Here is a 25,636-nt window from a genome sequence, read left to right on the forward strand (position 1 = left end):
TATTAATTTAAAATTCATAATAAAAAAGCCGCCTTGGAGCGGCTTTTAAAAAGAGCTGATTAAATTCTGCAGTTTGCAGGAACATATCGATTATCAGCGGCATTATTTACAGCACAAGTCCAGGTAATTGGTGCAGTGGGTGGTGTGCCCGCAGCAAGGGGGGTTCCATTAGCTGATGGAGTTAAGGTTAAGACAACGTTGTTTGCTAGAGCTGTGTATGTGATAGTGATTACACCATTAGCTGGTGCAACAACAACACTTTGAACGTTAGCGGTTGCTGGTGGCTGAGACCAACCTAAGCTTAAATCGTTAGCGCCAGTTGTAGCATTTTCAGAAATCGTAGTCTGTGCTGAAGAAGCAAGACTTAATCCTTCTGTGACACGTGCTCTTACTACATAATCCTGATAAGCTGGGATAGCAATTGCGGCAAGAATACCAACGATTGCTACCACAATCATTAATTCAATTAAAGTAAACCCTTTCTCTTTCATCATTTGCTCCTAATGATTGGACAGCGATAAATACGCAAATAAAATGCCATTTATCAAAAAAAATTACAACTCAAGTAGGCCAAAACAATGATGTAACCTGCCATGGCTAGAAAAGGAAGTCTTGAAATCCTTGTCCTCTTTTCCTTTGTAACATTGTAGCAGATGTATAGAAGGGTTGCCTAATGTGTAAATGGATTAACCCTATGTTCAATCAGCAGTTTTTTCCTAAATGTTTGCGTGTTTTAATCGTAAGAGAGTTACTTTTAAGAAATTCTAGAGTACAGCCAGGTGAGGTTCTCTACGCTCACCCAGCTGCAATGATGACGATCTATTTAAGTACTTTGGGTACAAGTTGATTTTTTAAACGAACATAATCAGGTAATCCATTCATATAATCAGGATAGGCTTCTCCTTGAATCAAAGGCAATAAATATTGTCTGCAGGCAGCAGTAATACTCATTCCATCTGCAGCGATGTATTCTGCAGGCATGGCCTTTTCCTGATTGGCTACATCGGCTAGTGGGACATGTCCAATAGACCATTGGTAGGGCTCATCTTGTTCACGAATGATAATAGGCATGATGGCATTATGGCCTTTTATGGCATATTCTACAGCAGCCTTACCCAAAGCATAAGCTTGCTCCAGATCTACTCTTGAGGCGATATGGCGAGCAGCACGTTGTAAATAATCTGCGACTGCCCAATGGTATTTATAATTCAGTTCGGTTTTAATTAGCTGCGCAATAATTGGCGCAACACCACCCAATTGGGCATGACCAAATGCATCACGAATCCCTGCTTCACTTAAAAATTTACCTTCTGTAGTGCGAATACCCTCCGAAACCACAACAACGCAATAACCATAAGTCTTAACGCATTCATCCACTTTACTCAGGAGCTTTGTTTGTTGAAAAGGGACTTCAGGCAATAAAATAATATGGGGGGGGTCCTCCGGTTGTTGGCTGGCTAAGCCGCTTGCTGCTGCAATCCATCCTGCATGGCGACCCATTACTTCAAGGATAAAGACTTTTGTCGATGATGCAGCCATAGAAGCGACATCAAAACCTGCTTCTTTGGTTGAAATAGCTACATATTTAGCCACTGAACCGAATCCGGGGCAGGCATCTGTAAAGGGTAAATCATTATCTACTGTTTTGGGTATTCCAATACATGTAATTGGGTAACCCATTTTAGCACCTAGTTGCGATACCTTATGTGCTGTATCTTGAGAATCACCACCACCATTATAGAAAAAATAACCTATATTATGTGCTTTAAACACCTCAATCAGACGCTCGTATTCTTCACCATCATTTTTGAGTTTGTACCGGCATGAACCAAATGCTCCAGAAGGCGTTTGCAGTAATTTGGCAATATCCGCATCACTTTCAAGCGATGTATCAATAAGTTCTTCATTTAAAGCACCAATAATTCCATTTTTAGCTGCATATACTTTGCCAATGTATTGCGGATATAACTTGGCAGTTTGAAGCACGGCACAAGCTGAAGCATTAATTACAGCGGTTACCCCACCTGATTGAGCATATATCGCATTTTTTATAGTCATTCTTTCTCCTGGTTAAAAAGTGGCTACTCATCTCCGTAAATCTCTTGCAAAGGGTGCAAAAAAAGATAGGTAATCACTAAATTCTTATTTTTTGGTTTTCATACTCATTAATTACTGCATCAATACTTTGAATTAATTCTGCAAAAGGGGTAGCCAATTCTTCAATTGAAGCAGCATGTACCGCCAATTTTTCTACATGAACTACTTTTTTCTGTAACGTGGGTACACCGGAAAAACAACATGCCCCATGAAGTTTATGTGCTGCCTCTCCTAGTTTTTTAATGTTTTTATCATGCATTAATTGGATGAATTCTTCACGATTTTTATGTAGCTCTTCAACAAATCGTGCAAGAAACTCTTCTGCAAGTGCTTGATTTCCTGACACTTTTTGTATACATAATTGCCAATCGATCGCAGCATGTTTTGCTTTATCTGTAATACGAAGAATTTGTGTGAGTAATTGTTTTTCATCTATAGGTTTTTGTAAGCAATAGTCCACACCTGCTTTTTTCAGATCAATACTATTCACATCACTGCCATTTGCGCTAATTAAAACTATGGGGGTATGGCGGTTCAGTTGTGATTCTTGACGGATGAGTCGCGCTGCTTCTAAACCATTTATTTTCGGCATTTGTAAATCAAGTAAAATCAAGTCATATTTTTTGTCATGACACGCAGATACAGCCATCTCGCCATCATCAACTGAAGTCATGTTTGCATGGGTTCCTAATAAAGAGTTCAAAAGCATTTTATTAACGGGATTGTCTTCGGCAATAAGCAAATCTGGATGCATAAAACGTAATTGTTCCCTTAAGCTATCCAATTCATGATTGACCGATTTTTCAATATTTTCCAGGCTGGTAAGCGATTCAATAACATCTTGGAGTTTTTGAATGCTAATTGGTTTATATAAAAAGCCTTGACCACCAAGTGCAGTGTAATCATTAATAAGCCATTTGGAAATCAATACATAAGGAAAATAATTATGTTCTGAGATAATTTTAGCGATTTTTTGCTCATAGCCTTTATTAATATTAAGAAAAGCAATTTTGCAATCTTTGTTATTCTCTAGGGCTTTTTCAAGGTGGTTCAATGAGTTTACCGAGACGCATTGTATTCCCCAATAACCCAAGCCATTGCAAAGAGCTTCTAAGTGTAGCGAATTATCGTCAAAACACAGCATTTTGAAATGGGCAAAAGGGTGTATTTGGTTTTTTTCTATTTCATAAGCAACCAGCTTTTCGACTTTCACATGAGCAGTAAAGCTGGAGCCTTTATTGAGTTCACTAGTAAATGTAATCCGACCATGCATTTCTTCACAGAGTTTTTTGCAAATAACTAAACCAAGGCCCGAACCACCATAACGTCGTGTAATGCTTGTATCCGCTTGGTTAAATGCTGTGAACAATTTACTTTGATCTTCGGTGGAAATCCCCAAACCGGTATCAGTAATTGTGATGCATAGGGTGTAATCTTTATCTGTTTCCTGTTCTACTTTCGTGCGAACCAACACATAACCATGATCTGTAAACTTAACGGCATTAGTCACCAAGTTGGTGATAAATTGTTTTATTCTGAAAGGATCTCCCAAAACAATTTTAGGCACATTAATGTCAGTTATGGGGATTAAATCAATTCCTTTTTTATGTGCATTCGGTGCGGCCAGTGTAAGGACTTCATCAATACAATGACGAATATTTAATGGGATGCAATCAAGATGAAGTTTTCCAGCATCGATTTTGGAAAAATCGAGAATGTCGTTAATTATTCCTAATAAATCTTGTGCAGAAGTTTTTATCGTTTTTACATAATCCAATTGCAATGGATCAAGTTTACTTTCCAGTAATACATTAGTGAAACCAATTACTCCGTTCATCGGGGTACGGATTTCATGGCTCATATTGGCAATAAATTCTGATTTTTGTCGACTTTTTTCTTCTATTTTTTTCTTTTCGAGTGACAGCTCGATATTTTTTTCTTCTAACAGCTCAAGGCTTTGCTGCAAATCCTCGGTGGCTACTTCAATATGTTGATTCAAATCACGAATTGTGTCGAGGTATTTTTTTTGCAAATGGGCACAACCTTGCTCAATAATACCTAGTTCACCGGGGCTGGTTGTTTTTATTTCTGTTTCGAATTCATTTCGCAAAATTTGTTTCATGCTTCTACGTAAACGAGAAATAGGTAAATAAATACGCTTGGAGAGAAAATAGTGGATGGTTAATCCCATAAGCAAGCCAAATAGAGTAATGAAAATCGTTACTATGAGCATTTGATAGCGCTTTATTATCATCGAGCGCGTATCAATATCAATGGATAACCAACCTAAAATATCGTCTGCACGAGTAGCCATAGGACTTAGGAGGTTCTTGAAGGGGGAATTAGAGTAAAGATTAAATTTAGGAATGGTAACTGGTGCGATAAAATTAATAGTGAAAGGATTAATTTGCTTACTTTCAATATAATCCCCTGTAAATTTAGGTGGATTAAATGGCTTATTCAGGGAATGTTTTCCTCCACGATAAGCTAGCAATTGCCCATCACTACTGTAAAAGGCAAGGGCTATTACTTCCGGGTTAATTGTAGAGGCATTGATTAAACCTTGCAGAGTACGATCATCACGTCGAAGCATGGCGTATTGAGCTGCAGGGAGCAATTGACGGATATAAGCTTCTCCCAGACGTGACATATGTTGTTTTAAGTCATTACCAAATAGTCCATTATAAAAAATAGCAAGAAGCAGGGCGACTAAAAAGGCTGGGATTAGGGTAGTAATTCTCAGTTGATACTTAATACCAATGCTTTTCAAAATAACTCACCAAGTAGTTCGGATAATACTTTTATTTTAGCCCGTGTGCAGCCCTGTGTAACCTGGTATGATTTGTACAATAGATTTCTCTGGAAACTCTAACCTTCAGAGAAGAGCTGCTTCATTGCGCGTACACACAGTTCTGCCTTTATGTCTCTTCGTATTTCTCTTCTTTAGTAGTGAGTTTTTGAAGCAGTCTAAATATTCAAATGTCTTGCTTCACCCAGGCTGCAAAGTCAGTTATTATAGCCCGATTATTTTATTCCTTACAATGTGGAAGATATTATGACAGTTAGAACCCGATTTGCACCAAGCCCAACCGGATTTTTACATGTAGGTGGAGTAAGAACTGCTTTATTTTCATGGCTTTATGCAAAACACCATCATGGTGAATTTATCTTACGCATAGAGGATACTGATCAGGAACGTTCAACCAAAGAATCGGTACGAGCTATTCTGGATGGCATGGCTTGGCTCGGCATGGATTATGACGAAGGCCCATTTTATCAAACCGAGCGTTATGAGCGATACAAGCAGGTGGCACAGCAATTTTTAGATGAGGGTAAGGCTTATCGTTGTGAATGCAGTAAAGAGCGTCTGGAAGCATTACGAACGGAACAATTAGCTGCTAAAGAAAAGCCACGCTACGATGGCTACTGCCGAGATAGAAATTTACCTATATCCGATAAGCCATTTGTGATTCGTTTTAAAAATCCTGAACGAGGAACTGTAACGTTTCATGATGAAGTATATGGAGAAATCCATGTGGCAAATAGCGAGCTGGATGATTTGATTTTGGTGCGCTCTGATGGTCATCCGACCTATAATTTTGCTGTGGTTATTGACGATATCGATATGAAAATCACTCATATAATTCGTGGTGATGATCACATCAATAATACGCCAAGACAAATTAATCTGTTTCAAGCACTTAAGGCTCCCATTCCAGTATTTGCTCATTTACCTATGATCTTAGGAGAAGATGGTAAGCGTTTGTCAAAAAGACACGGTGCAGTGAGTGTATTACAATTTAAAGAGTTAGGTGTTCTCCCTCACGCTTTGTTAAATTATTTAGTACGCTTAGGGTGGTCTCATGGCGATCAAGAGATCTTTAGTATCAAGGAGATGATTGAATGCTTTGATTTAAAGAATGTAAGTCGAGGGGTTTCAAGTTTTAACTATGAGAAATTGTATTGGTTAAATCAACATTATCAAAAAAATGATCCAGTCGAGGAAGTGGCTGAATCCTTGCGTTGGCACTTTGAACAGGCAGGTATTGATCTCTCCAAAGGACCAGAATTAACTGATTTAGTTGCCATTCAAGCTGAGCGATGTAAAACTTTGACTGAAATGTGCCAAATGAGCCTGTACTTTTTTACTGATTCGATTGAATACGATGAAGCTGCAGTAAAAAAACATTTACGTCCTGTTATTTTAGAGCCATTGACTGCACTTTATGAACGTTTACAAGCGGTAAAATCCTGGGAAAAAGATCCGTTGCAAGAATGCATTAATGATGTGAGCGCGCAATTTGATATTAACATGGGAAAAATAGCACAACCATTACGAGTAGCGGTAACAGGTTCTGGTATGTCGCCGCCTATCGATATGACATTGACTTTATTAGGAAGGGAAAGGGTCTTAACTCGCCTTCAAAATGCCTTGGAACAATTGAAAATCAGAGCTCAAGCAAGTAATTGATAAGTACCCTCAAGGACTGCAGGTTGACGCATGTGTGACCTGTAGACTCTGTATATTCGAAAAGTATAGTGTCATCCGCTAAGTTCTGGACAAGGCGCAAGTAAAGTGAGGTGAAGAAGCGTACTCAAGTACATGACCGAGCCGAACAAGCTTGCAACGATGTAAAGAACTTAGAGGTGTCGCTATATCATGTACTGTTGAATCGACAAACACTTTTATGAAAAAAAGGATGAGACCTTATGAAATTAAAATCGCAATTCTTGGGATTTGTCTTAAGCGCTTTTTTGGCTTCGCCAATACTTTATGCTGGTTCTGAGGTTTCTTCCGAACTCACCAATCAATTACAAAAAGAGATTGAGGCTTATTATAAAAAGTACAGTAAAAAGGAGAGATTTACTGCTATTGCCGCTTCTGTCTTGATTCCTCAGAATCAAATGAATTATAAAAAGGAAATCAAGACAGTGGCGCACGGTACCATGGGGTATCCTCCTTTATCCCAACCTATTACCTCAAATAATTTGTTTGATATTGGCAGCATTACCAAATCCTTTACTGCATTAATTCTTTTGCAATTGCAGACTGAAGATAAATTGACTCTAGACGATCCCTTAGGTAAATGGTTACCGCAATATCCTAATTGGAAAAATGTCACTTTAAGACAATTATTGAATATGACAAGTGGTATACCAAATTATTCTGAAGATGATGAATTCTCCAAAGAAATGGAATCACATTTAGATAAAATTTGGACGGATGAGGAACTGCTTAAATATGCTCACCCTGAAAAACCACTTAAAAAGAGAAAAGGAAATCTTTTTGAATACTCTAATTCCAATTATATTCTTGCTGCTTTGATAATCGAAAAAATTACCAACGATACTTTTGAAAACCAATTAAAATTGCGAATTATTAATTCAAAAAATGGATTAAATGATTCATTTTATCCTGCCGGACCCGATGGTCAATCTGTAGAAAAAGCAATTGAAAATCGCAGGGTACATGGGTATTTATATGATGAGAAAAAAAATAAACTAATTGATACACTCACCAATGACTTATCTTGGGCCGGCGCTGCTGGGGCAATTGTTGCCACGCCGGAAGATGTAGTGCATTGGGTGCAATTGCTCTATCATGGAACTTTAATTAAGCCCATTTTTAGAGAGCGAATTTTAGCTGAATTAGAATCTGTTGTATCTATGAAAACAGGAAAGCCAATTCTTCAAGTGACTGAAGATGATCCTTACGGATTTGGATTGGGCGTAGGGTATCTTTATGATAAAGATCTCAAGCAAAGTTTTTGGGTTTATAAAGGAAGCACTTTAGGATTTCGCGTGATGTATTTTTGGCAACCTTGCAATAATGTTACTACAGTGGTTGCTTTAAATAGCAAAGGAGGAGAAGGGAATCCGGATTCTAAATTAGGCGATGAGATCATGGAGGCGAACCAAAATTTGTACAAAGTGATTTTGAAAAACCATCCTGAATTGCAGTGTATCTCGTGATTCTGTCTTTATCCTTCTTCCTTTTTTGAAGGGCTTTTATTCAAGCTCTTCAAAAAAATTACAATGAAATTAACCTCATCAAATTGTAGTACAGATATAATTCGCGTGATATAATTCGACAATTTGGACCATTAATAGACATGCAAAGTAAGAATCAATTACCTGAGTCTGACTATCAACCACCTGAATCCCTGAATGTTAATAAAAAAACGGATCATTTTTTTATTTCAATTAATAAAAAAAAGGGACATTCTTTTATTATGTTGGGAGTATATGATCAAAATAAATTCCGGCATGTACTTTGTCGCGTTGGTAAAGTTGCCGATTTTGAAGCCGATGAGAATGGGGAAGTGAATTATCCCGCTAAATTGCAATTTCTTTGCAATGCTCTTTTTTTTGCTAGTAAAGCATTTTTAAAAAATGAAGGCGTTTCGCGAAAAAAAAGAGGCGATGTTCCAATTACTTACCAAGCTTATGATATTTCCTATGAGCAATATATAGAATTTGTGAGAATATTAGAATCATTGCGACGTCATGATGCATATAAATGTTATAAACCTGATTCAGCCGCTGATTCCTTTGCAATTGGGAGAGATGAAGTCACGTTGACGCTTACCAGTGAAAAAAAATTACCCCCAGTAAATGTAAAGAAACTAAATACGAATCTTCTGGAGTTGAATGTAGGTAATACATGCAGGCATTCAGCAATTGCACTCATTGAAGAAGTCCAACATGCGCCAATTTCTTCTTTGGTTTCATCTAGTTTTTTAATGAATTTACCTTATGAAACGGTATTGGAATATGGCCATCCCAGTGAAAATATACCGTTCTATGTGCTTCCACCTCCTCCAGGGTCTTTTCATGAGTCGGACAAGGCAAAAGAAAAGGTAATTACAAAGTTATACTTACGAATGGAAAATATGTTACTCCTTGAGCCTAATTCCCAGTATACTCAGGATAAGTTTTTGAAATTGAAAGAATTGTATTTAAATATTGTGGGGCCGCAGAAGGGTTTATCTCTTAATGAATTGCTAAGAAGCATCCATACCTGGAAAGAGGAAAAGAATAATAAGCGAGTATTAAATGTTTTAAGAAAAGAATATTTCTGGGATTCTCTCCCTTTCATTAAAAGACAATCGGCTACTATGAATTTACTTGCAGAAGTAGAAGATGATCTTGCAGCAGAAATTGCGAATAGAACGTTTGGTTAGAGGGGCTAATTTTAGCAGTGTTCAATCGTGTACAAAAAGCATATTATAAGTAGTTTTTGAGTTTTCTTTTAATATATATACCTCTTGGTATTAACTATGAATCAAAGGAGTGAATATGAAGCTTTATTACACCAAATCAGCGTGTTCGTTAGCTGTACGTATCGTTCTTAATGAGTTAGGTCTTGATTTTCAAGATGAAGAAGTTGATTTGCAAGCGAAAAAAACACGCTCAGACAAAAATTATTTATTGATTAATCCAAAAGGTGCAGTTCCTGCACTTCATCTTAATAATGGAGATTTGCTGACTGAAAATCAGGTGATTTTGCAATATTTAGCAGATACCACCCCCGGTCAAAAGCTGTTGCCGTCAGTAGGCGATTTAAGAAGATACCACACTCTAGAATGGCTCAATTATGTTGCTACTGAATTACATAAAACAGTAGGCATGTTTTTCTATCCTAATCTTAATGAGGAAACAAAAAACATTTTTACGTCCGTAATTAATACCAGATTGAAACATATTAATGAGCGTCTTGCGAATGGGCCTTATTTGATGGGTAAAGACTTTACCTTACCAGATGCTTATTTATTCGTCATAATACGATGGACTCATTATTTTAAAATGGATCTGTCACCTTATAAGCATATAGAAGAATTCATGAGCATTGCTGCAGAGCGTCCGGCTATTGTGACTTCCTTGCAACAGGAAAAACTATAATAAGCGCTTATTCCTCTATTAAGAACGTTCGTATTGAATATATCCATATGCATTTAAATTCGAGCGTTCCCAAAATTTTTTGCTCCGGAATAAGGTAATTACAGACTGTAATTATTTTGGGAGGCAAATTGTGCCTATAAAAGCTGCTTTTCAGGGTGGAATAGATCTTAATTTTTTTCCACAACGTAAATTTGAATCAATTGATGGTGTAGAGCCGGAGAAGCAGGCACCAATTATTGCTCGGAATGCGGTACGGCTTTTAATGATGGGGTGGACGGAGCAGTGGACAGATTTTTTAACTTCTACAGTAGCCCATGCTATTTTTGTACAACGTGATCATGAATTATTAAGAGAATTACGTTTTGCTTTCCAACAAGGTTTTTCAGAGCTTTTTGAACAACTTAAAGAGAAAAAATTAACGGACATACAACAAGAACAAGTTAATCTTTACTTGAGTAATTGTTTAACCTTACTTCCTTACAGCGATTTAACTCCTTATGAATCCATAAAAATCCCTCAATGTATTGATGGACATTGGGAGCTAGTCGAGTATCAGGTTAAGCCAATTGAATTAACAGAACGATCAGGATGGCAGAACTATTTTATCCATGATAAAGATCGTGTTTTTGCTTATGGGCTTGAGCCAATTTTTAATGAGAAAGCAGAGTCACATTTAATTTTTATGGGAACAACCTATCCAGCAGGACAAGGTTTTTTACCTCAAATTAATACTGATTCTAAGGGGTTTTCCACAGTTGGTGAATCTCTTTATCGAATGGGACGAAAAAGAATTCATGAATGGCTCAATTCACAGAAAAATAAGATACATGTATGTGGGGTAAGTTTGGGAGGATCTTTAAGCTTATTGCTCGCTATTGATAAAGGAAAGTATAAGCTTTCACGCGTTGACGCATTAAATCCTGCTGGACTTCATGATTCCTGGTTTAAAAGAAGGTATGATTGTTGGGATAAGTTGACTGAGAAACCAGAAGTTGTTGTGCAAAAACAAGGAAATGATCCCGTGTCGGCTTTTGGGATTTGGAAGGATGATTGGTATATTATTCAGATAACCCCTCCAAAAGACAAACAGGGACCAAATCGTTTTTGTGACCATTTTTTAAATTATGCGGGTTTTGCAGATACAATTTTTACTTACATTGAGGCTGATCTGGATAATGCCAAACGAAAAACACGTAATTTTTGGCTTTATACACTGGGTAGAACCTTAGTTTATAGTCTTTTTTTACTTCCGTATACTTACGGAGTTCGACCTTGGATGTATTTTCTTATAAAAAATTGGATGATCTCTATACCTGTATTGGAAATTCTTATTGGGACATGTCTTGCATTTGTCGGTATCTTACCTGCACTTTCTTTTCTGAGCATTGCTGGAGGTTTATTTGCAAGTGCTCTTATATTCTCTTATTGTTTTGCAGATAAAAAAAGCACAAAAGCCTCTGTCCAAGATGAGCTTATAGAGAAAGAAGGGCTTGCACAAATGCATAATCCTTTGCTTTCTCGAAATCCAACTATGGATATTTATAATGAGGATAATGCAGTTCATATTGATTTGACTTATCAACAAATACATACCTATTATCATGTAATGCGTTGTCTTGTAAAAGAAAAGAACTTTCTGCCGGATGCAGAAAAGAAATGCAAACACATTGATGGGCTTACCAAAAAAACTTTGCTCGAAGAAAGTTCAGATTCCCAGAAAGCTAATTGTATCATGCCATTTTACGTTACTCGAGCAAAAGCTGCTCATATACGGCACACCTTGACTTTAGTAGAGCGGTTAGGAATTGAAAACACAAATCTAAAACCGAATTTGGAAAAATGCTACGCTGAATATTATGTTGGTAAACACATGTTTGAAAGTCTATCACCTTAAGGATTTGCTAAATTAGTTTATAAAAGTAGGACTAAACGTAGAGCCTCATTGGTGGGCTTTGCAAGCTCTGTATTAGCTCATATAGTTATAACCATTTACCAATCGCCGTCAATGGTTAAACCTGTAATAGAAAACCCGGATTATACAATAATAATCCGAGCTATATTATTAGACGTTTCAGCAATCGTATGTTAGTTTTTTTAAAAGCATTAAAAACGAAAAATCAGATGGGCGGCGACTGAGTAGAGAAAGGGATAATATGCGTCTGCTGGGTTAAGTTGCGATTCTCCGTATCCGGCAGTAAAAGATCCAGCAATTTCTCCCATTATCCGCTCTGTAAAATTATAATTTACTCCCACACTAAAAGTAGGTCCTGGACGCCAATCATCAACAACGATATCTTTGCGGTGTACGCCAGCCACTCCCGCACCGGAAAAAATTTTCATTTGCGAATGAGGAATAGGGACCATGAGTTTCCCCATCAAAGTTAAGACTTCAGTTTGAGATGTTAAAGTTTCTAAGCCATCATGATCGAAACTGAATAAGCTTGTAGGGTCGAAATTAACATTCGCTTCGGGAAAATGTGTGTAATTTACTTCAATTGCAAAGAAGTTAGTAAATTCATATCCTGCTAAAACACCCCATACGCTCCCGCCTTCTTCAACCTTTATTGGTGTTGAGAGCATAAGCGCAACATTTTGATTTTCTTTGGTGGGAACTAAGCCTTTCCATGTAGTTGAGCCAAAACCGCCTATTGCACCTACATAAAAAGGGTGTTGTGGTAGATTACTTTTCTCTGCTAAACAAGAAGACGTAGAAAGGAATAAGAATGAGAAAAAAAATAATTTTGATTTTTTATTATGCACAATAATTACTCTACCAAGATAGCTTTAATCATTAGAATTTCTGTTGGGCCGAAGCCCAACTTAATCAAATTTTTTTGACTTTGATAATTTAATAAAATTATTGACAGGATTTCCGAGTGGAACTACATATTCTGCCGCGAGAATCCACCCCACCAAGGCGGTAACAATTCCAATTATCAAGACAATCTTGTTTTGTAGTGTAGGGTTGTGCTGCGCAAGCTTTATCCAATGAGCCATATACACTCACCATACGTGCATAAAGCATATTCATATCTTGGCACATACCAGCAGGTAAACCAGAAGAGGTGCAATAACATGTTGCAACTACTTTAAATGAGGCACAAAAATTTAAATCATTAGTAGGAGCAGCATTACCACAAGGATTACCATATGAAAAAACAGAGAAACTTAGCAAACACATTAAACCTGCAAAAAATCCTCGTATCATTTTTAACATCCTCTATTTTATTTAGACCCGAAATTTTATCCAAGTAACTCTATCAGAAAATTAATCTGGCTGCAAAAGGCATTGGCATGAATATGTGATTTTAATGATGCAAAAAGTTAGGGTCTGTTTACATTTCTGCTATCTTGGCTAAATTGTCTTAATTTACCTAGCGAAATGCAAACAGATTAACTATTTTTGAGCGACACAGACTGGAGAAAGAGAATTCAAAAGATTCTGGATTCAGTGTTTATCTTAAAAAAATTGTTCTTCATGTTCATATTTTAGATTTTGTTCATTTGAATTTTTTTCAAGTGGCACAGAATCTATGATTTGAATCACTTCTCTTATAATTTTTTCGCGAAACTCGGGTTTTAAATTTGCTGAAATAATCAAGGAACGGGTATTTTGATTGTCATCGCGAATGAAACTGGCTTCAAAAATATAATCGATTGTTAATAAATCAATATTATCGTTTTTAATCGGCTTTGTATTAAAACCAAATAATTCCGGATTTTTACCAGGAGGTTCAATAAAATTACTTCTGATGTTGAGATTAATAAGAAAGTTGGTATTTCGCTTAAATGCAATCATCCGACTGCCACATCGTTGTAAGATTTTTCGGTAAATCGAAGGAATTTTAAGTAGATTTATATAGAGTGGGGTAACTAAATGTGTAATGAAATTTTCAATTATATTAGGCTTAAAAGAGTTGATAGAGCAAAGCTTCACTAAGTTTGAGCAATATTGATAACGGCTCGTATTAATCGTGGTATGACGTATTTGTTGGGCCAAGTCCATTAATGTTGCAGTAGCATCAAGAATAATTTTAATAGGTTCAACTCTTAGAAAACAGCCAATTGTATTATCATAAATCGAATTATCGCGTGTTGATTGAATGATATTCATATGAGTAGAAGGTATTTCACTTTTATGGCTGCCACTGCAATTTCGTAAAGCCAATGCAATTACCGCACATAAAGCATTACTCATACTGATATGGTTTTGTTCACAAAAAAGTTTGAAATGATTTAATGATTCCTCAGATAGTACTGAATATGTTGAATAGGGAATATTTTCAGCTTTCATATCCCGGACTACATACTCTTCTGGGAAAGTAAATAAATTGGCATCTTTAAGGTACTCCTTCCAAAATGAAGCGCCTTCTTCCTGATGCATTTTCATTGCCGTTCGTTCATTAAAAATATGCTCTTTAAACTGGGAGTCCGCTGAGATTTTATCAAGTGTTAATTGGTTGTACTGCTGATAAAATTTAGATAATTCAGAGAATAAAATATCAATACAGTGCTCATCGGAAATCAGATGTGGCATGCAAATCTGCAGTTCTGATTCATTTTCATGTAAGTAAAATAATTTGCCAATAATCAAAGGAGTTTTTTTAGGCCAAGGATAAAAGTTAATTAATTGGGTCATTGATTTTTGTAATTTTTCTTCACTTTGTTGCGTAGAAAGAGATGTAAAATCGGTCACATCCAGTTTAAATGACCATTTTCTTTGTATTTTTTGAGCAGGTTTTAATTTGAATATCTGGTAAGTCAATGTTTCATGTTTTTTTAAAATTGCTTGAAAAGCAAATTCTAAAGCCAGTTCATTTAAGCGGCCGTTCAAGCGCTTTCTAGCAACAATATTCAATTTTTGCGCTCTAGGTTCAAATGTATTTGACATCCAGAGCAAAAATTGAAAATCACTAAGAGGAATATGGGGTATTTTATGATTATTAAGAATTCTACGTGGATGTTTTTTCTTGTTCTTTTTTGTATTTTTGATGATTGGGACTAATTTGGCAATGTTTGTTGCTTTATAAAAGTCATGGAGGCTGATGTTTCTGCTTAATTCATCATTTATTTTTGAAATGATACGTGCTGCTGATAAAGAATGCCCCCCTAAATCAAAAAAATCATCATGAATACCGATCAGCTGAATGCCTAATTCATCTGACCAAATTTGCGTAAGTTTTTTTTCTAAGGCAGTAACAGGCTCAATATAATTATGGCGTACAGTGAGTAAAGGGACGGGCAATGATGACTTATCCAACTTACCATTCGCGGTTAGAGAAAATGAGCCAACTTTTACAAAAACTGTTGGAATCATGTACTCAGGTAAATATTTTTGTAAATGCTGGCGTATTTGATTCGTGTTTAATATGGCATTGTGATTTTTTAGAACGTAATAGGCTACTAATCGTTGCTCTCCAAAAGAGTCTTTTTGAGCAAGTAGCGCAACCTCTTTAATCTCAGGATGAGTAATCAAATGTTTTTCAATTTCACTAGGTTCAATACGATATCCCCGTATCTTGACTTGTTCATCAATTCTTCCCAGATATTCAAACATTCCATCAGAACGTTTTTTACATAAGTCTCCCGTTTTATAAAACCGGGTTTTATTTTTTATAATAAATTGCTGTTGTGTTAATTCCGGTTGATTTAAGTAACCACGAGCAAGACATTTTCCGCTTATAAATAATTCGCCTGGTTCTCCATCTGGAACAGGTTGATGATTGGTATCAAGAATAACGCCATTCATATTGCTACCTGTTATTCCAAGAGGAACATTGGTATCTAAGTTCTCACAGTTTAAAATATTTACTTCATACGCTGCGATTGCTACGGTTGTTTCTGTTGGACCGTATTCGTTAAATAAAATGTGTTTAGGGTATAATGCAAGCCAGGATTTGCATTCAGCAGAGGATAGATTTTCTCCTCCCAGAATGATGGAATGCAGGTGTGGCAAGACAATGAAATTATTTTTTGCTTCATGCAACAGTACTTTAAAATAACTCGGAGTCAACTTCATGATATTAATTCGTGATTTCGCTAGATAGTGCAGATAAGAGCGTACTTCTTTTTTAATAACATCATCACAAAGAACAACAGTTAACCCAAGCATTAGCGGAACAATTGTAGTCGATACGGACATATCAAAAATAGGATTTGCAGAAAAATCAATTCGTTGTTGCGGCTTGCAGCGGGTGTAGTCGGCAAACCAATGACAGTAATTGACGACGGAACCATGCTCAATAAGCACGCCCTTAGGTGTTCCGGTGGATCCAGAAGTATAGATGATATAAGCTAAATTCTCTGGATTATTTGCTAAAGATGGATTGTCACTTGCTTGTTTCTGGATATTCTTACTCTCTAAGTCAAGTAAAATTACAGTTCCTTGATATGCTGTAAATTTATCTTTGAAAGCGGACTTTGTGATTAAAATCGGCGTCTGGCTATTATGAAGCAAAAATAATAAACGTTCTTCAGGTTGCGATGAATCGATAGGTAAATAAGCACATCCTGCTTTTAAAACAGCAATAAGTGTTATTAGAAAATCAAATGAACGGTCTAAACACAGAGCAATAGGGGTATCTGGCTTTAAACCTGTGTCCTGTAAGTAATGAGCGAGTTGGTTTGCCCTTCGATTCAACTCACTATAAGTCAGTTTATCATTTCCTCTTAGAGCGGCAATATGGTGAGGAAAATGATGAGCATACTCTTCAAATAAGGCTTGTATTATTTTTTTATTCGCCATTTTTTATCCCATATTCGGCAGTTAAGGAATAATGCGAAAACTAAAATCTTATCCTGAAGCTAAAGGTTTTTAGTTATTATGAAGTTTCATGAGCTCAGTGTTATTTAAATTCCTTTTCTGCCACAAAATAGCTAAAAAACCTTTAAATTCAGTATAGTAAACACTCCCGGTATATTCAACTTAAGTGATGGATTACAGCTTAGGCAGGATTCGATCCAACCATTTGGGGAGATACCAGACCCAAGACTTAAAGAGAGCCATTGTTGCGGGAACTAAAAAGCTTCGTATCAAAAAGGCATCTACGAAAATAGCAACTGCGATGCCAAGGCCAAATGCTTTGACCATTAATACATCGGCGATCAAAAAAGCACAGCAAATCACGATGACAATCAGTGCAGCACTTGTAATAATACGGCTGCTTTTTTCAATACCAAAAATAATACTCTTGTTGTTATCTTTAGTTAACTGATGTGCCTCTTTAATTCGAGTCAATAAAAATACTTCATAGTCCATTGAAAAACCAAAAAGAGCACAAAATATGATGACTAATAAACTAATATCGAGCATTCCTTGTGGCTGGAAGTTAAGCACTTCAGCGAAATACCCTTCCTGGAATATAAAAACCAGGGCTCCATATGAAGCGCTTAGGCTTAATAAGGTCATTACAATTGCTTTTAATGGCAAAAATAAAGATCTCAATAATAGAAGGAGTATCAGATAAGAAAACACCATTATCCAAAGGATGGCATAAGGGAGATAATGATAAATACTATGAAGCACATCAATATTACTCACAGCTACTCCAGTAACTTGTACCTTTAATCCCGAGCCTAATTTTGTTTCCTGCAACTCATTAATAAGCTTTTTGGTTTCTTCGGAATCTGCTGGATATTTGCTGATCACATTAATGACTGCCATATGTTTGGTTGTCGTTGTTTTAAGCAATTGTTTCACGCTCGGATCGAGTAATTTTTTATCTAAATGATAAAGAGTGTAATATTGTCCCTTTTTTAGATCCGAATTACTGCTGATGATGCCATTGACTTCTTTGACCAGTGGATTGCGTTTTAGCTTTTGGACTAAATTATATATTTTAGAAAGATTCTGGCGTGACAAAATTGATGAAGACGGTGATTCGATAACCAATATTACAGGATTTAATTGTTCAATCTGAAATTTCTTTGCATACGTATCGTAGAATGCTCGATTTTCTGATTTTTCTGGGAAAATGCGATAATCTGAAATACCAAACTTTGACACTAACAAAGGGTATCCCAGTACCAATAAAAAAATAAGAATGGGGAAGAAAAAGAGAGTAGGATGATGAACTACTCGCTCTGCAAGCCAGCGCCAGCAACTGGCATTATTTTTGTTCTTAAATAGACGTACTGAGAGCAAGTTAATTTTTGATTTCAGAACGGCAAGAATTGCTGGTAAAAATATAGTGGATATGAGTACTGCGAAAAAAACAGCAGCTAAGCCGCCGACTGCAACTGAAAAAAGAATATTGACTGGAAATAAAAATAATGCACTGAGGCTCACAAAAACAGCTAAACCACTAAAGAAAATTGCTTTACCTGCGGTTTCTTGAGTGGTTGCTATCGCCTTTTCAATATTTAATCCATTCTTTAATTCATCTCTAAATCGACTAATAAAAAATAATGAATAATCCAAGCAAAGACACAGGCCGAGTAATAAGGCAATGTTGACGGTAAAAATAGAAAGGGTAAACAGATGTCCTAAAAAATAGAGTGTAGTTAGGATAATTATGGCGCATCCGCCTCCTAAAATAATGGGGAGTGCTGCTGCAATTACTGATCCAAATACAAGAATTAAAGTGATAATTGCTACTGGGGTGGCAACCATATCTGCTTTAAAAAGGTCTGTTTGTGTTTGTTGATTCACATTTTGTACAAAAAGTGGTTCTCCGCCAATTTGCACGGTCATGCGTGACGGTTTTTTTATTGATTCTGTAAATTGTTTTAATAAGTCATCGCTAAGCTGTTTATTGCTTTTGATGATCACCACAACATAAGCTGTATGTTTATCCTTGGAAATTTGATGGGTGTCGTCAGGATAAATAATTTCGTGTTTAATTGGAAAATCGTTTAAATCGGATAATGATGCTTTAATTTTTTTCTTAAATTGAGCCTGGGTCGCTAAAAGTTTATCGCTATGATACATAATAAGAAATTTATTCTTATCGTTATATCCCAATTTTTTATTCATATAATTTTCAGCAAGGGCACTTGCTGAACTTTCATCAATAAATCCAGTAGTTTTAAATGGATCAACAATGTGCGGTAAAAAGGGGATGCAGAGTAATATAGCAAGCACCCATAAGCCTATAATTGGCCAACGAAGCTTATTTATCAATCTTCCTAATCGGTACGACAGTGCTTTTTTTTGCATTTTTATCGTCGGAACTCCAAATCCAGGAACTCATAAAAAATAATGACTCTTTAATTATATTAGTATAAATTAGCCACTATGTGTAAATTAATGAGTGAAAAGCTATTAGTGCATCAATATCAAGATTTAATCACGCTTTTTTATAATTGCTTCGGTGAAGAGTTTAATACCAGGCTAGTTAAAGGCGATAATGAGCCTATCTACATCCCTGCTGGTGAACAGCACCCTTACAACGCTATATATTTTGCCCATGGCTTTTTTAGCAGTGCTTTGCATGAATGTTCCCACTGGCTCATTGCCGGCGAAGAGCGTAGAAAACAAGTCGATTTTGGATATTGGTATATGCCTGATGGACGTAGTGCAGAGCAACAGGCGTTATTTCAACAAGTTGAAGTAAAACCGCAGGCAATGGAATGGATTCTTTCAAAGGCAGCGGGGCATAAATTTTATATCAGTATCGACAATTTAAATGGTATGGAATCAGATACTATTGCTTTTAAACAGTCAGTATATAAGCAAGTGGTACATTATTGTAAACATGGGTTATCACAACGTGCGCAAAAATTTCGCGATGCTTTATGTTCCTTCTATGGTCAACCAAGTGCTTTAAGGATGGAGGATTTTTCTTTAGATGAATTATAACATTTTATGAACTCCTGATTTTATTAACAAGATCTCTGGATACTGCGCATAAAGCGCAATACGTCGGGAATAGCAGTGGGGACTTGCACCAGATTGCAGGCGCATTAAATGCCCTTGGCATCAATGATGCAGTACTACACCTAAAGTCCAGTCCAGATTTTGCTCTGCAGGAATATAGTTCACTGGTTGATTTACTGTTAGACCATAGCCTTCTACCATTAAAGCATAATAAAAAGCGGGTAAGAGGCAATATGTCTCGATGTATTCATTGTTTGGAAATTGATCGCTGAGACTTTCCCATTGTTGATGACAAATCAGAGCATTTGCTTGTTGCAGTAAATCCTGAATGGTCAATTGATTGTTTTGGAACTGAAACGGTTTGCTTTCTACAAGATTTGGAAAACCACCAATGGCGTACCAAGAATTAATATGGCTGGCAGAAAGATCTGGCTGCACTTCATTACTGACCTTATGCATTTTAATTAAGGGAGTCACTTCTTGTTCACAAGCCAATGCATCACCTTGCCCATGACTGCCATCAGAAAGAGGATAGCCATCCGAGAAGCAGGAGGCTGTATCCAGAAGTTGGTGAGCCATTTCATTTTGTCCAAGACCCAGGAAACTATGAACAGATAAATTGATGCGGCGGCCGTAAAGCTCCAATTCAACTTGCGCTCCTTTATTATCCGTTTTGTTGCGTATTGGAAAAACAATTTGTACTGATGCACCACCAATATCCATAACACCTACTGGCTCATTAGAAGATGATTTGAGGGCTCCTATATGATAATTGACTGCAAGCCAGTCATATAAAGCTTCATCATGTCCTGTAATGGTTTTTGCTTCTACAAGTTGCCATTCAGATTTCTGGTTAAACCACTTTTGTACTTCCTGATAATAAGTTTTTTGTTTGGTTTGTGGCACAAGACGCATTCCTGCAGTTGCATAAAAATAAACGGGCATGTGCTGGGCAGGGGCTCCTGAGAAAAGCGTTGTCAAGTATGCATCTACAGTATTTTGATTGGCTTCAATCATTGAAAATCCAGGCCTGATCTTTTTAGACCATATTTCTGTAATACGAGAAGGCGTGTTTGTTTCATCAAGATCATAAGCAAAAACATGAAGTCTTGATCCCGTACTCCCTGCATCAACAACGGCAATACATTGATGTTCAGCACATGCAGCAGCGTCGGCATAAATATTAGGGGCTACTACAAAGAAGGAAGAGATGAAGAGTAAAAAACGAAACATAGTTACAATCTCAATTAAAAGTAGACAAATAATACAGTATGTATCTTTTGTTTTCAATATGATATTATGTGGAAAAAATGATACACTAACTTCTTATTTTTTTATGTTAGGTACACTTTACTTTCATGCTTTCAGGTAGGATTAAAAATCTAACCTGCTTTTTCGTAAGTCAGTTTTTTCAGGCAGTATTATCATGATGATAAATCAAGAATATCGCGGTTCTATCTATGCCATTTTATCTGGATTTCTTTACGGGTTTATTGGTTATTTTGGTCTAAGCGCAATGAATGGCAATTTATCCGCGAGCACTATGTTGTTTTGGCGCTTTTTAATTTCCAGCATGATTATTTTAATTATCATGTTGCCAAAAATTAAAAAAAACAACGATTCTTATAAAAATATGTTTCTTGCCTTTTTAACAGGCGCTTTTTTTTATGGTATATCAACCTGGCTTTACTTTTTAGCATCTAATTACATAGGTTCTGGACTGGCGATGGTTATCTTTTTTACCTATCCGGTACTCATTATGTTGCTCAATTATTTTTTTTACGGGCAATCGATACCACAAGTTTATTATTTTGCGATTCTAGTGATTTTAATGGGAATGACGCTTATGGTGGACTTGGATGCATTGTCTTTTAACTTATGGGGTATTTTACTGGGGATTGCTTCTGCTTTTTTTTATGCGTGCTATGTAATAGGCAGCAAAAGAAATGAACTCTCTCCAAATATGTCTACTTTTATGGTTTGTTTGGGGTGTATGGTAACCAGTTCATTCGTTTCTCTTTTTAATCACTCTTTTGCCATCCCATCTTCAACGGACGTTTGGTATCATTTATTTGGCATCTCTGTTATTGCAACTGTAGCTCCCATAATTTTGTTGCTGTATAGCTTAAAATACATCAGCTCAGAAAAAGCCTCTATTTTATCCGTTTTAGAGCCGGTATTTGTGGTCATTTTTGGTGTATTGCTTTTAGGTGAAGAACTGAACTTCTGGGGCGCTGCAGGTATTGTATTCGTATTAACAGGCGCGCTTCTTACTTTGTTTAGCCATAAAATCACTATTGGCCAATTGAAGTTTCAGCTCGTACGCAGTGAAGATGCGGGGTAACTGTTCTTATGAATGCATTAGAACCGTAACCTGGGCGCTATTGCCCAGGCAGCATTTTTATTGTGCGAACAGTTAGCTGATATTTTTAATACCAACTTCCATTACAACCGCCACAGCCACCACAATCAGTCGCACAAGTTCCGCAACAGGGATTACCGCCACAGTTGACCAGAAAGGCAGTTGAGCACACCAAGATTACAGCCAGTATTATTTTTTTCATTACCTGTCCTTATTATGGTATGTATATTAACTATACTCTATGTTTTTGAATTTAACCAATTTACACACAAGTTTTTTGTCTTAGCGGTAAAAAGTCAATAAGTCTTAGGGTTTGGAAACAGACCCTAGTTTTCTGCAATGTATAGCCATTGCAATTTCCATAAATTATAAATAAATATTTGATTTTGTGTAGTATTTAAATAAGCAGCAAGAGATTGATGGGATAGGTGACGATTATTGGCAATGTAGCTTAGCAAATCATGAGAAACATCGGTTGTATCCCATTCACCGCCATTAACATAAAACTGATATTCGAATTGTTCCTCTGAGTTTTGATAAGCAAAACGACATGTTGCATCTCTGTTCAGATCCGATCCTGTGTTTATTTCTTCAATAAAATGTGATAAATCAATGAGTTCATTTTCTTCTAAAGGCAAAGGTAATTGCATTTCTGCCCCTTGATCCAGGCGTGTTGCAAAGCATCCAAACCAAGATTGCATTATTTTATCGTCACTGATTAATTGTTGTAATAGTTTTTGTGCAGCTTGCCAGGCAGGGCGGGTGATTTCAGAGGTATTGTGCAAATGAGACCAATCAGGGTCTTGATATAATGTTTTGAATGTTCCTTTTTCAGCCAAATAATCCCCAAGACTATCCAATAATTCTTGTCCTTGATAACTACGATAGCCAAAAGAGTAGGTCATGCAATCCTCGGAAAGTGAAATGCCGTAGTGGCCTATATGTGGTGGAAGATACAACATATCTCCTTCTTCAAGAGTCAAACGCTCTTCGACATCAAATTGCTCCATGATACGAAGTTCGAGATCTTTGATGTAATTCTCGTTATTGCATTTTTTAGTAGTAAGCGACCATTCTCGGCGTCCTTGAGCTTGATATAAAAAAACATCATAATTATCGTAATGAGGTCCGACACTGCCGTGGAGCGCAGCATAGCTAATCATAATATCATCAATCCGCCATTGTGGAATGAAATCAAAATGATCGAGTAAATCATATACTTCAGGAATTAATCTATCCACGCCTTGTACGAGTATGGTCCAATGGGTTGGGGGTAGGAGTTTAAAGTCATTTTCAGAAAATGGTCCGCGCTTTAAATGCCAATAGGGTTTTTCATGAGGTGTTTCAAAGACAAGGCGACTTTCAACATCTTCTTCAAGTGCAAGGCCTGCCAATTCATCAGCAGATAATGGATTAGTAAAATCCGGAATGGCATTACGAATCACTAGAGGTTTTTTCTGCCAATACTCACTGAGAAAGGTTTTTAAAGAAATTTGCTGAAAATTGATCATATGGTGTTAATACTCCCAAAAAACATCTGATTATTGTAGCCTGGGTGCAGCGAAGCGAAACCCAGGATTTTGAGCCTTATTTTTCCCCGGGTTTCGCTTCGCTGCACCCAGGCTACAATGAATAAGCTTGAGTTGTACTTTTTAACTCGATTGCAGAATGCGTTCCAATTCGCCTTTTGCTTGCCGTGAGAAATTGATGAGATCGCTTTCTTTTTCAAAAAAATCAAAGGATTGAATTAATGTCTCTTCGTCATGTCTTTGGAATGCTATTGCTTTTTTCTGTATGTCCTCATGTTTGTAACCCAGGAATTTCATAATTTCCTTGGTCATACTCAAAGAGGAATCAAATAATTCTCTAATGAAATAATCAACACCTACTCGATATAATTCATAAGCATGACGACGGTTGCGAGCGCGAACAAAGATTTTGAGGTGAGGGAAATGTTGTTTCGCTAACTTGACAATCTTTAAATTTGCATCTGGATTTCCAACAGCAACTATGAGAAGTTTGGCATGTTCCGCACCAGCGCTTTTTAACAAATCCAATCGGCTGGCATCCCCAAAATATCCTACATAACCAAATTTTCTGAGTAACTCAATTTGTTCTGCATTTTTTTCTAATACCGTAATTTTTATATTTTCACCATTAAGCAAACGTCCAATAATTTGTCCAAAACGTCCATAACCTGCAAGAATAATTCCATTTCTTTCATTGATGGAGTCATATTCACGTTCAGGTAAGAAACTCATAAACTTGGGGATGATGAAGCGCTTATAGAGAAGGATTAAAAAGGGAGTGGCAAGCATGGATAATGCAACAACAAGAGTAAAAAAAGCTTCATATTCCGGGCTGATTACTTTAATTATGCCGGCATATTCAAAGAGTACAAAGGCAAATTCACTTCCTTGAGATAAAGCAAAAGCAAAACCTACAGCTTGCAGCTTGCTTAAATCAAACAAAAATCCTAGAAAATACAAAATAGCAGCCTTAAGCGTAATTAAAGCAAACACCGTGATGAGGATCAGCATTGCTTTCTGTGAAAAAAGAGAGAAATTCATTGCCATTCCTACAGAAATAAAAAATAATCCAAGCAAAATTCCTTTAAAAGGTTGAATGTCTGCATCAACTGCATGTTTGTACTGAGAGTTAGCTAATACAACCCCCGCAATAAATGCCCCTAAAGCAGGAGATACGCCTATAGATTCCATTAATAAAGTAACGCCAACTACTAAAGCAAGCGAAAAAGCGGTAAATACTTCACGTAAATTGGTTTTGGCAATAATTAAAAATAAATGTCTAGATAAATAATGACCAATTAAAATAACGGATCCAATAACGCCAGCAACAAAAATAGCATATAACCATCTTGGTAGATGCATAATGAATGCAGACTCATGGATATTAACTTGGATGTTTCCGTGTTGTGCGAGTAATGGGATAATAATTAATATAGGAATTACAGCAATATCTTGAAATAACAATACAGCAAATGAAGTCTCACCTTCTGCTGTTTTGAGCAGGTTTTTTTCTTGGAGCATTTGCAATACAAGAGCTGTTGACGAAAGGGACAACGCCATACTTACTGTCAAAGTTGCTCGCCAATCAAAACCGAGCATAAGTCCAATTGCTGTTAAGATACTTGTAGTTAAGAGGACTTGTAAACCACCTAAGCCTACAATGAGTTTGCGAAGCTTCCATAACATGGCCGGTTCCAATTCCAAACCAATGAGAAATAACATCATAACTACGCCAAACTCACCAAAATTCATAATTTGTTGAGTGTTTCCTATGAGTTTTAATCCAAATGGACCAATAAGAATACCAACTATAAGATAGCCCAGGACCGATCCTAGTTTGAAACGGCTGGCAATAGGAACCATAATGCAAGCTGAAGCAAGAAAGATGAAAACATTAAGTAATAAGTGACCATTCATAATTTAACTCTA

At 36.6% G+C, this 25,636-nt stretch carries 18 protein-coding genes; 7 read left to right on the forward strand and 11 right to left on the reverse strand.

What is annotated here, in order from left to right; all coding sequences use genetic code 11:
* Positions 1–59: 59 nt before the first annotated feature.
* From A8O27_RS11215 to letS, 3 genes are all read right to left on the reverse strand, one after another.
* Entirely contained in the window at positions 60–491 is a 432-nt protein-coding gene (locus tag A8O27_RS11215; protein ID WP_058458890.1) for a pilin, read from the reverse strand.
* A 328-nt stretch (positions 492–819) separates the two neighbouring features.
* Positions 820–2,058: a 6-phosphofructokinase gene (locus tag A8O27_RS11220; protein ID WP_058458889.1), complete on the reverse strand. Its 1,239-nt coding sequence runs from the start codon at positions 2,056–2,058 to the stop codon at positions 820–822.
* 76 nt (positions 2,059–2,134) lie between these two features.
* Entirely contained in the window at positions 2,135–4,870 is a 2,736-nt protein-coding gene (gene letS, locus A8O27_RS11225; protein WP_115684311.1) for a two-component system sensor histidine kinase LetS, read from the reverse strand.
* Positions 4,871–5,152: 282 nt separating this feature from the next.
* Here letS and gltX point away from each other — a divergent pair, with 282 nt between their 5' ends.
* The 5 genes from gltX (at position 5,153) to A8O27_RS11250 (ending at position 11,893) form a co-directional block, all read left to right on the forward strand.
* Complete coding sequence (gltX, locus tag A8O27_RS11230; protein ID WP_058458887.1) at positions 5,153–6,568, forward strand: glutamate--tRNA ligase; 1,416 nt, start codon at positions 5,153–5,155, stop codon at positions 6,566–6,568.
* A gap of 239 nt (positions 6,569–6,807) precedes the next feature.
* The gene (locus tag A8O27_RS11235) at positions 6,808–8,070 is read left to right on the forward strand and encodes a serine hydrolase domain-containing protein (RefSeq protein ID WP_058458886.1); all 1,263 of its coding nucleotides are present in this window, start codon (positions 6,808–6,810) and stop codon (positions 8,068–8,070) included.
* A gap of 140 nt (positions 8,071–8,210) precedes the next feature.
* A complete protein-coding gene (locus tag A8O27_RS11240) occupies positions 8,211–9,281 on the forward strand; it encodes a hypothetical protein (RefSeq protein ID WP_058458885.1) in 1,071 nt (356 codons plus the stop codon).
* Between the two features lie 115 nt (positions 9,282–9,396).
* The gene (gstA, locus tag A8O27_RS11245) at positions 9,397–9,999 is read left to right on the forward strand and encodes a glutathione transferase GstA (protein WP_058458884.1); all 603 of its coding nucleotides are present in this window, start codon (positions 9,397–9,399) and stop codon (positions 9,997–9,999) included.
* A gap of 130 nt (positions 10,000–10,129) precedes the next feature.
* Complete coding sequence (locus A8O27_RS11250; protein ID WP_058458883.1) at positions 10,130–11,893, forward strand: hypothetical protein; 1,764 nt, start codon at positions 10,130–10,132, stop codon at positions 11,891–11,893.
* 209 nt (positions 11,894–12,102) lie between these two features.
* Here the strand turns inward: A8O27_RS11250 and A8O27_RS11255 are convergent, their stop codons facing one another.
* From A8O27_RS11255 to A8O27_RS11270, 4 genes are all read right to left on the reverse strand, one after another.
* Positions 12,103–12,759: an outer membrane beta-barrel protein gene (locus A8O27_RS11255; protein WP_058458882.1), complete on the reverse strand. Its 657-nt coding sequence runs from the start codon at positions 12,757–12,759 to the stop codon at positions 12,103–12,105.
* Positions 12,760–12,856: 97 nt separating this feature from the next.
* Positions 12,857–13,207 (reverse strand): hypothetical protein, encoded by a 351-nt coding sequence (locus A8O27_RS11260; RefSeq protein ID WP_058458881.1) that lies wholly within the window; start codon positions 13,205–13,207, stop codon positions 12,857–12,859.
* 252 nt (positions 13,208–13,459) lie between these two features.
* On the reverse strand, positions 13,460–16,744 hold the full coding sequence (locus A8O27_RS11265; RefSeq protein ID WP_058458880.1) for a non-ribosomal peptide synthetase: 3,285 nt from the start codon (positions 16,742–16,744) through the stop codon (positions 13,460–13,462).
* 192 nt (positions 16,745–16,936) lie between these two features.
* Positions 16,937–19,156, reverse strand: a complete 2,220-nt coding sequence (locus A8O27_RS11270) for an MMPL family transporter (protein WP_058458879.1) — start codon at positions 19,154–19,156, stop codon at positions 16,937–16,939.
* A 108-nt stretch (positions 19,157–19,264) separates the two neighbouring features.
* On the opposite strand from A8O27_RS11270, the gene A8O27_RS11275 reads away from it, so the two are divergent.
* The gene (locus tag A8O27_RS11275) at positions 19,265–19,798 is read left to right on the forward strand and encodes an elongation factor P hydroxylase (protein ID WP_058458906.1); all 534 of its coding nucleotides are present in this window, start codon (positions 19,265–19,267) and stop codon (positions 19,796–19,798) included.
* A 120-nt stretch (positions 19,799–19,918) separates the two neighbouring features.
* On the opposite strand, the gene A8O27_RS11280 is transcribed toward A8O27_RS11275, so the two are convergent.
* Positions 19,919–21,049 (reverse strand): acetate and sugar kinases/Hsc70/actin family protein, encoded by a 1,131-nt coding sequence (locus A8O27_RS11280; RefSeq protein WP_058458878.1) that lies wholly within the window; start codon positions 21,047–21,049, stop codon positions 19,919–19,921.
* 196 nt (positions 21,050–21,245) lie between these two features.
* Here A8O27_RS11280 and A8O27_RS11285 point away from each other — a divergent pair, with 196 nt between their 5' ends.
* Entirely contained in the window at positions 21,246–22,160 is a 915-nt protein-coding gene (locus tag A8O27_RS11285) for a DMT family transporter (protein ID WP_174223935.1), read from the forward strand.
* An 85-nt stretch (positions 22,161–22,245) separates the two neighbouring features.
* On the opposite strand, the gene A8O27_RS19335 is transcribed toward A8O27_RS11285, so the two are convergent.
* From A8O27_RS19335 to A8O27_RS11295, 3 genes are all read right to left on the reverse strand, one after another.
* Positions 22,246–22,380, reverse strand: coding sequence for a hypothetical protein (locus A8O27_RS19335; RefSeq protein WP_259293089.1), 135 nt, complete (start codon positions 22,378–22,380; stop codon positions 22,246–22,248).
* Between the two features lie 124 nt (positions 22,381–22,504).
* The gene (locus A8O27_RS11290; protein ID WP_058458876.1) at positions 22,505–23,689 is read right to left on the reverse strand and encodes a JmjC domain-containing protein; all 1,185 of its coding nucleotides are present in this window, start codon (positions 23,687–23,689) and stop codon (positions 22,505–22,507) included.
* Between the two features lie 141 nt (positions 23,690–23,830).
* Positions 23,831–25,624: a monovalent cation:proton antiporter-2 (CPA2) family protein gene (locus A8O27_RS11295; RefSeq protein WP_058458875.1), complete on the reverse strand. Its 1,794-nt coding sequence runs from the start codon at positions 25,622–25,624 to the stop codon at positions 23,831–23,833.
* Positions 25,625–25,636: the final 12 nt, after the last annotated feature.

The organism is Legionella bozemanae (genome assembly GCF_001648595.1).
GTDB classification, from domain to species: Bacteria; Pseudomonadota; Gammaproteobacteria; order Legionellales; family Legionellaceae; genus Legionella; species Legionella bozemanae.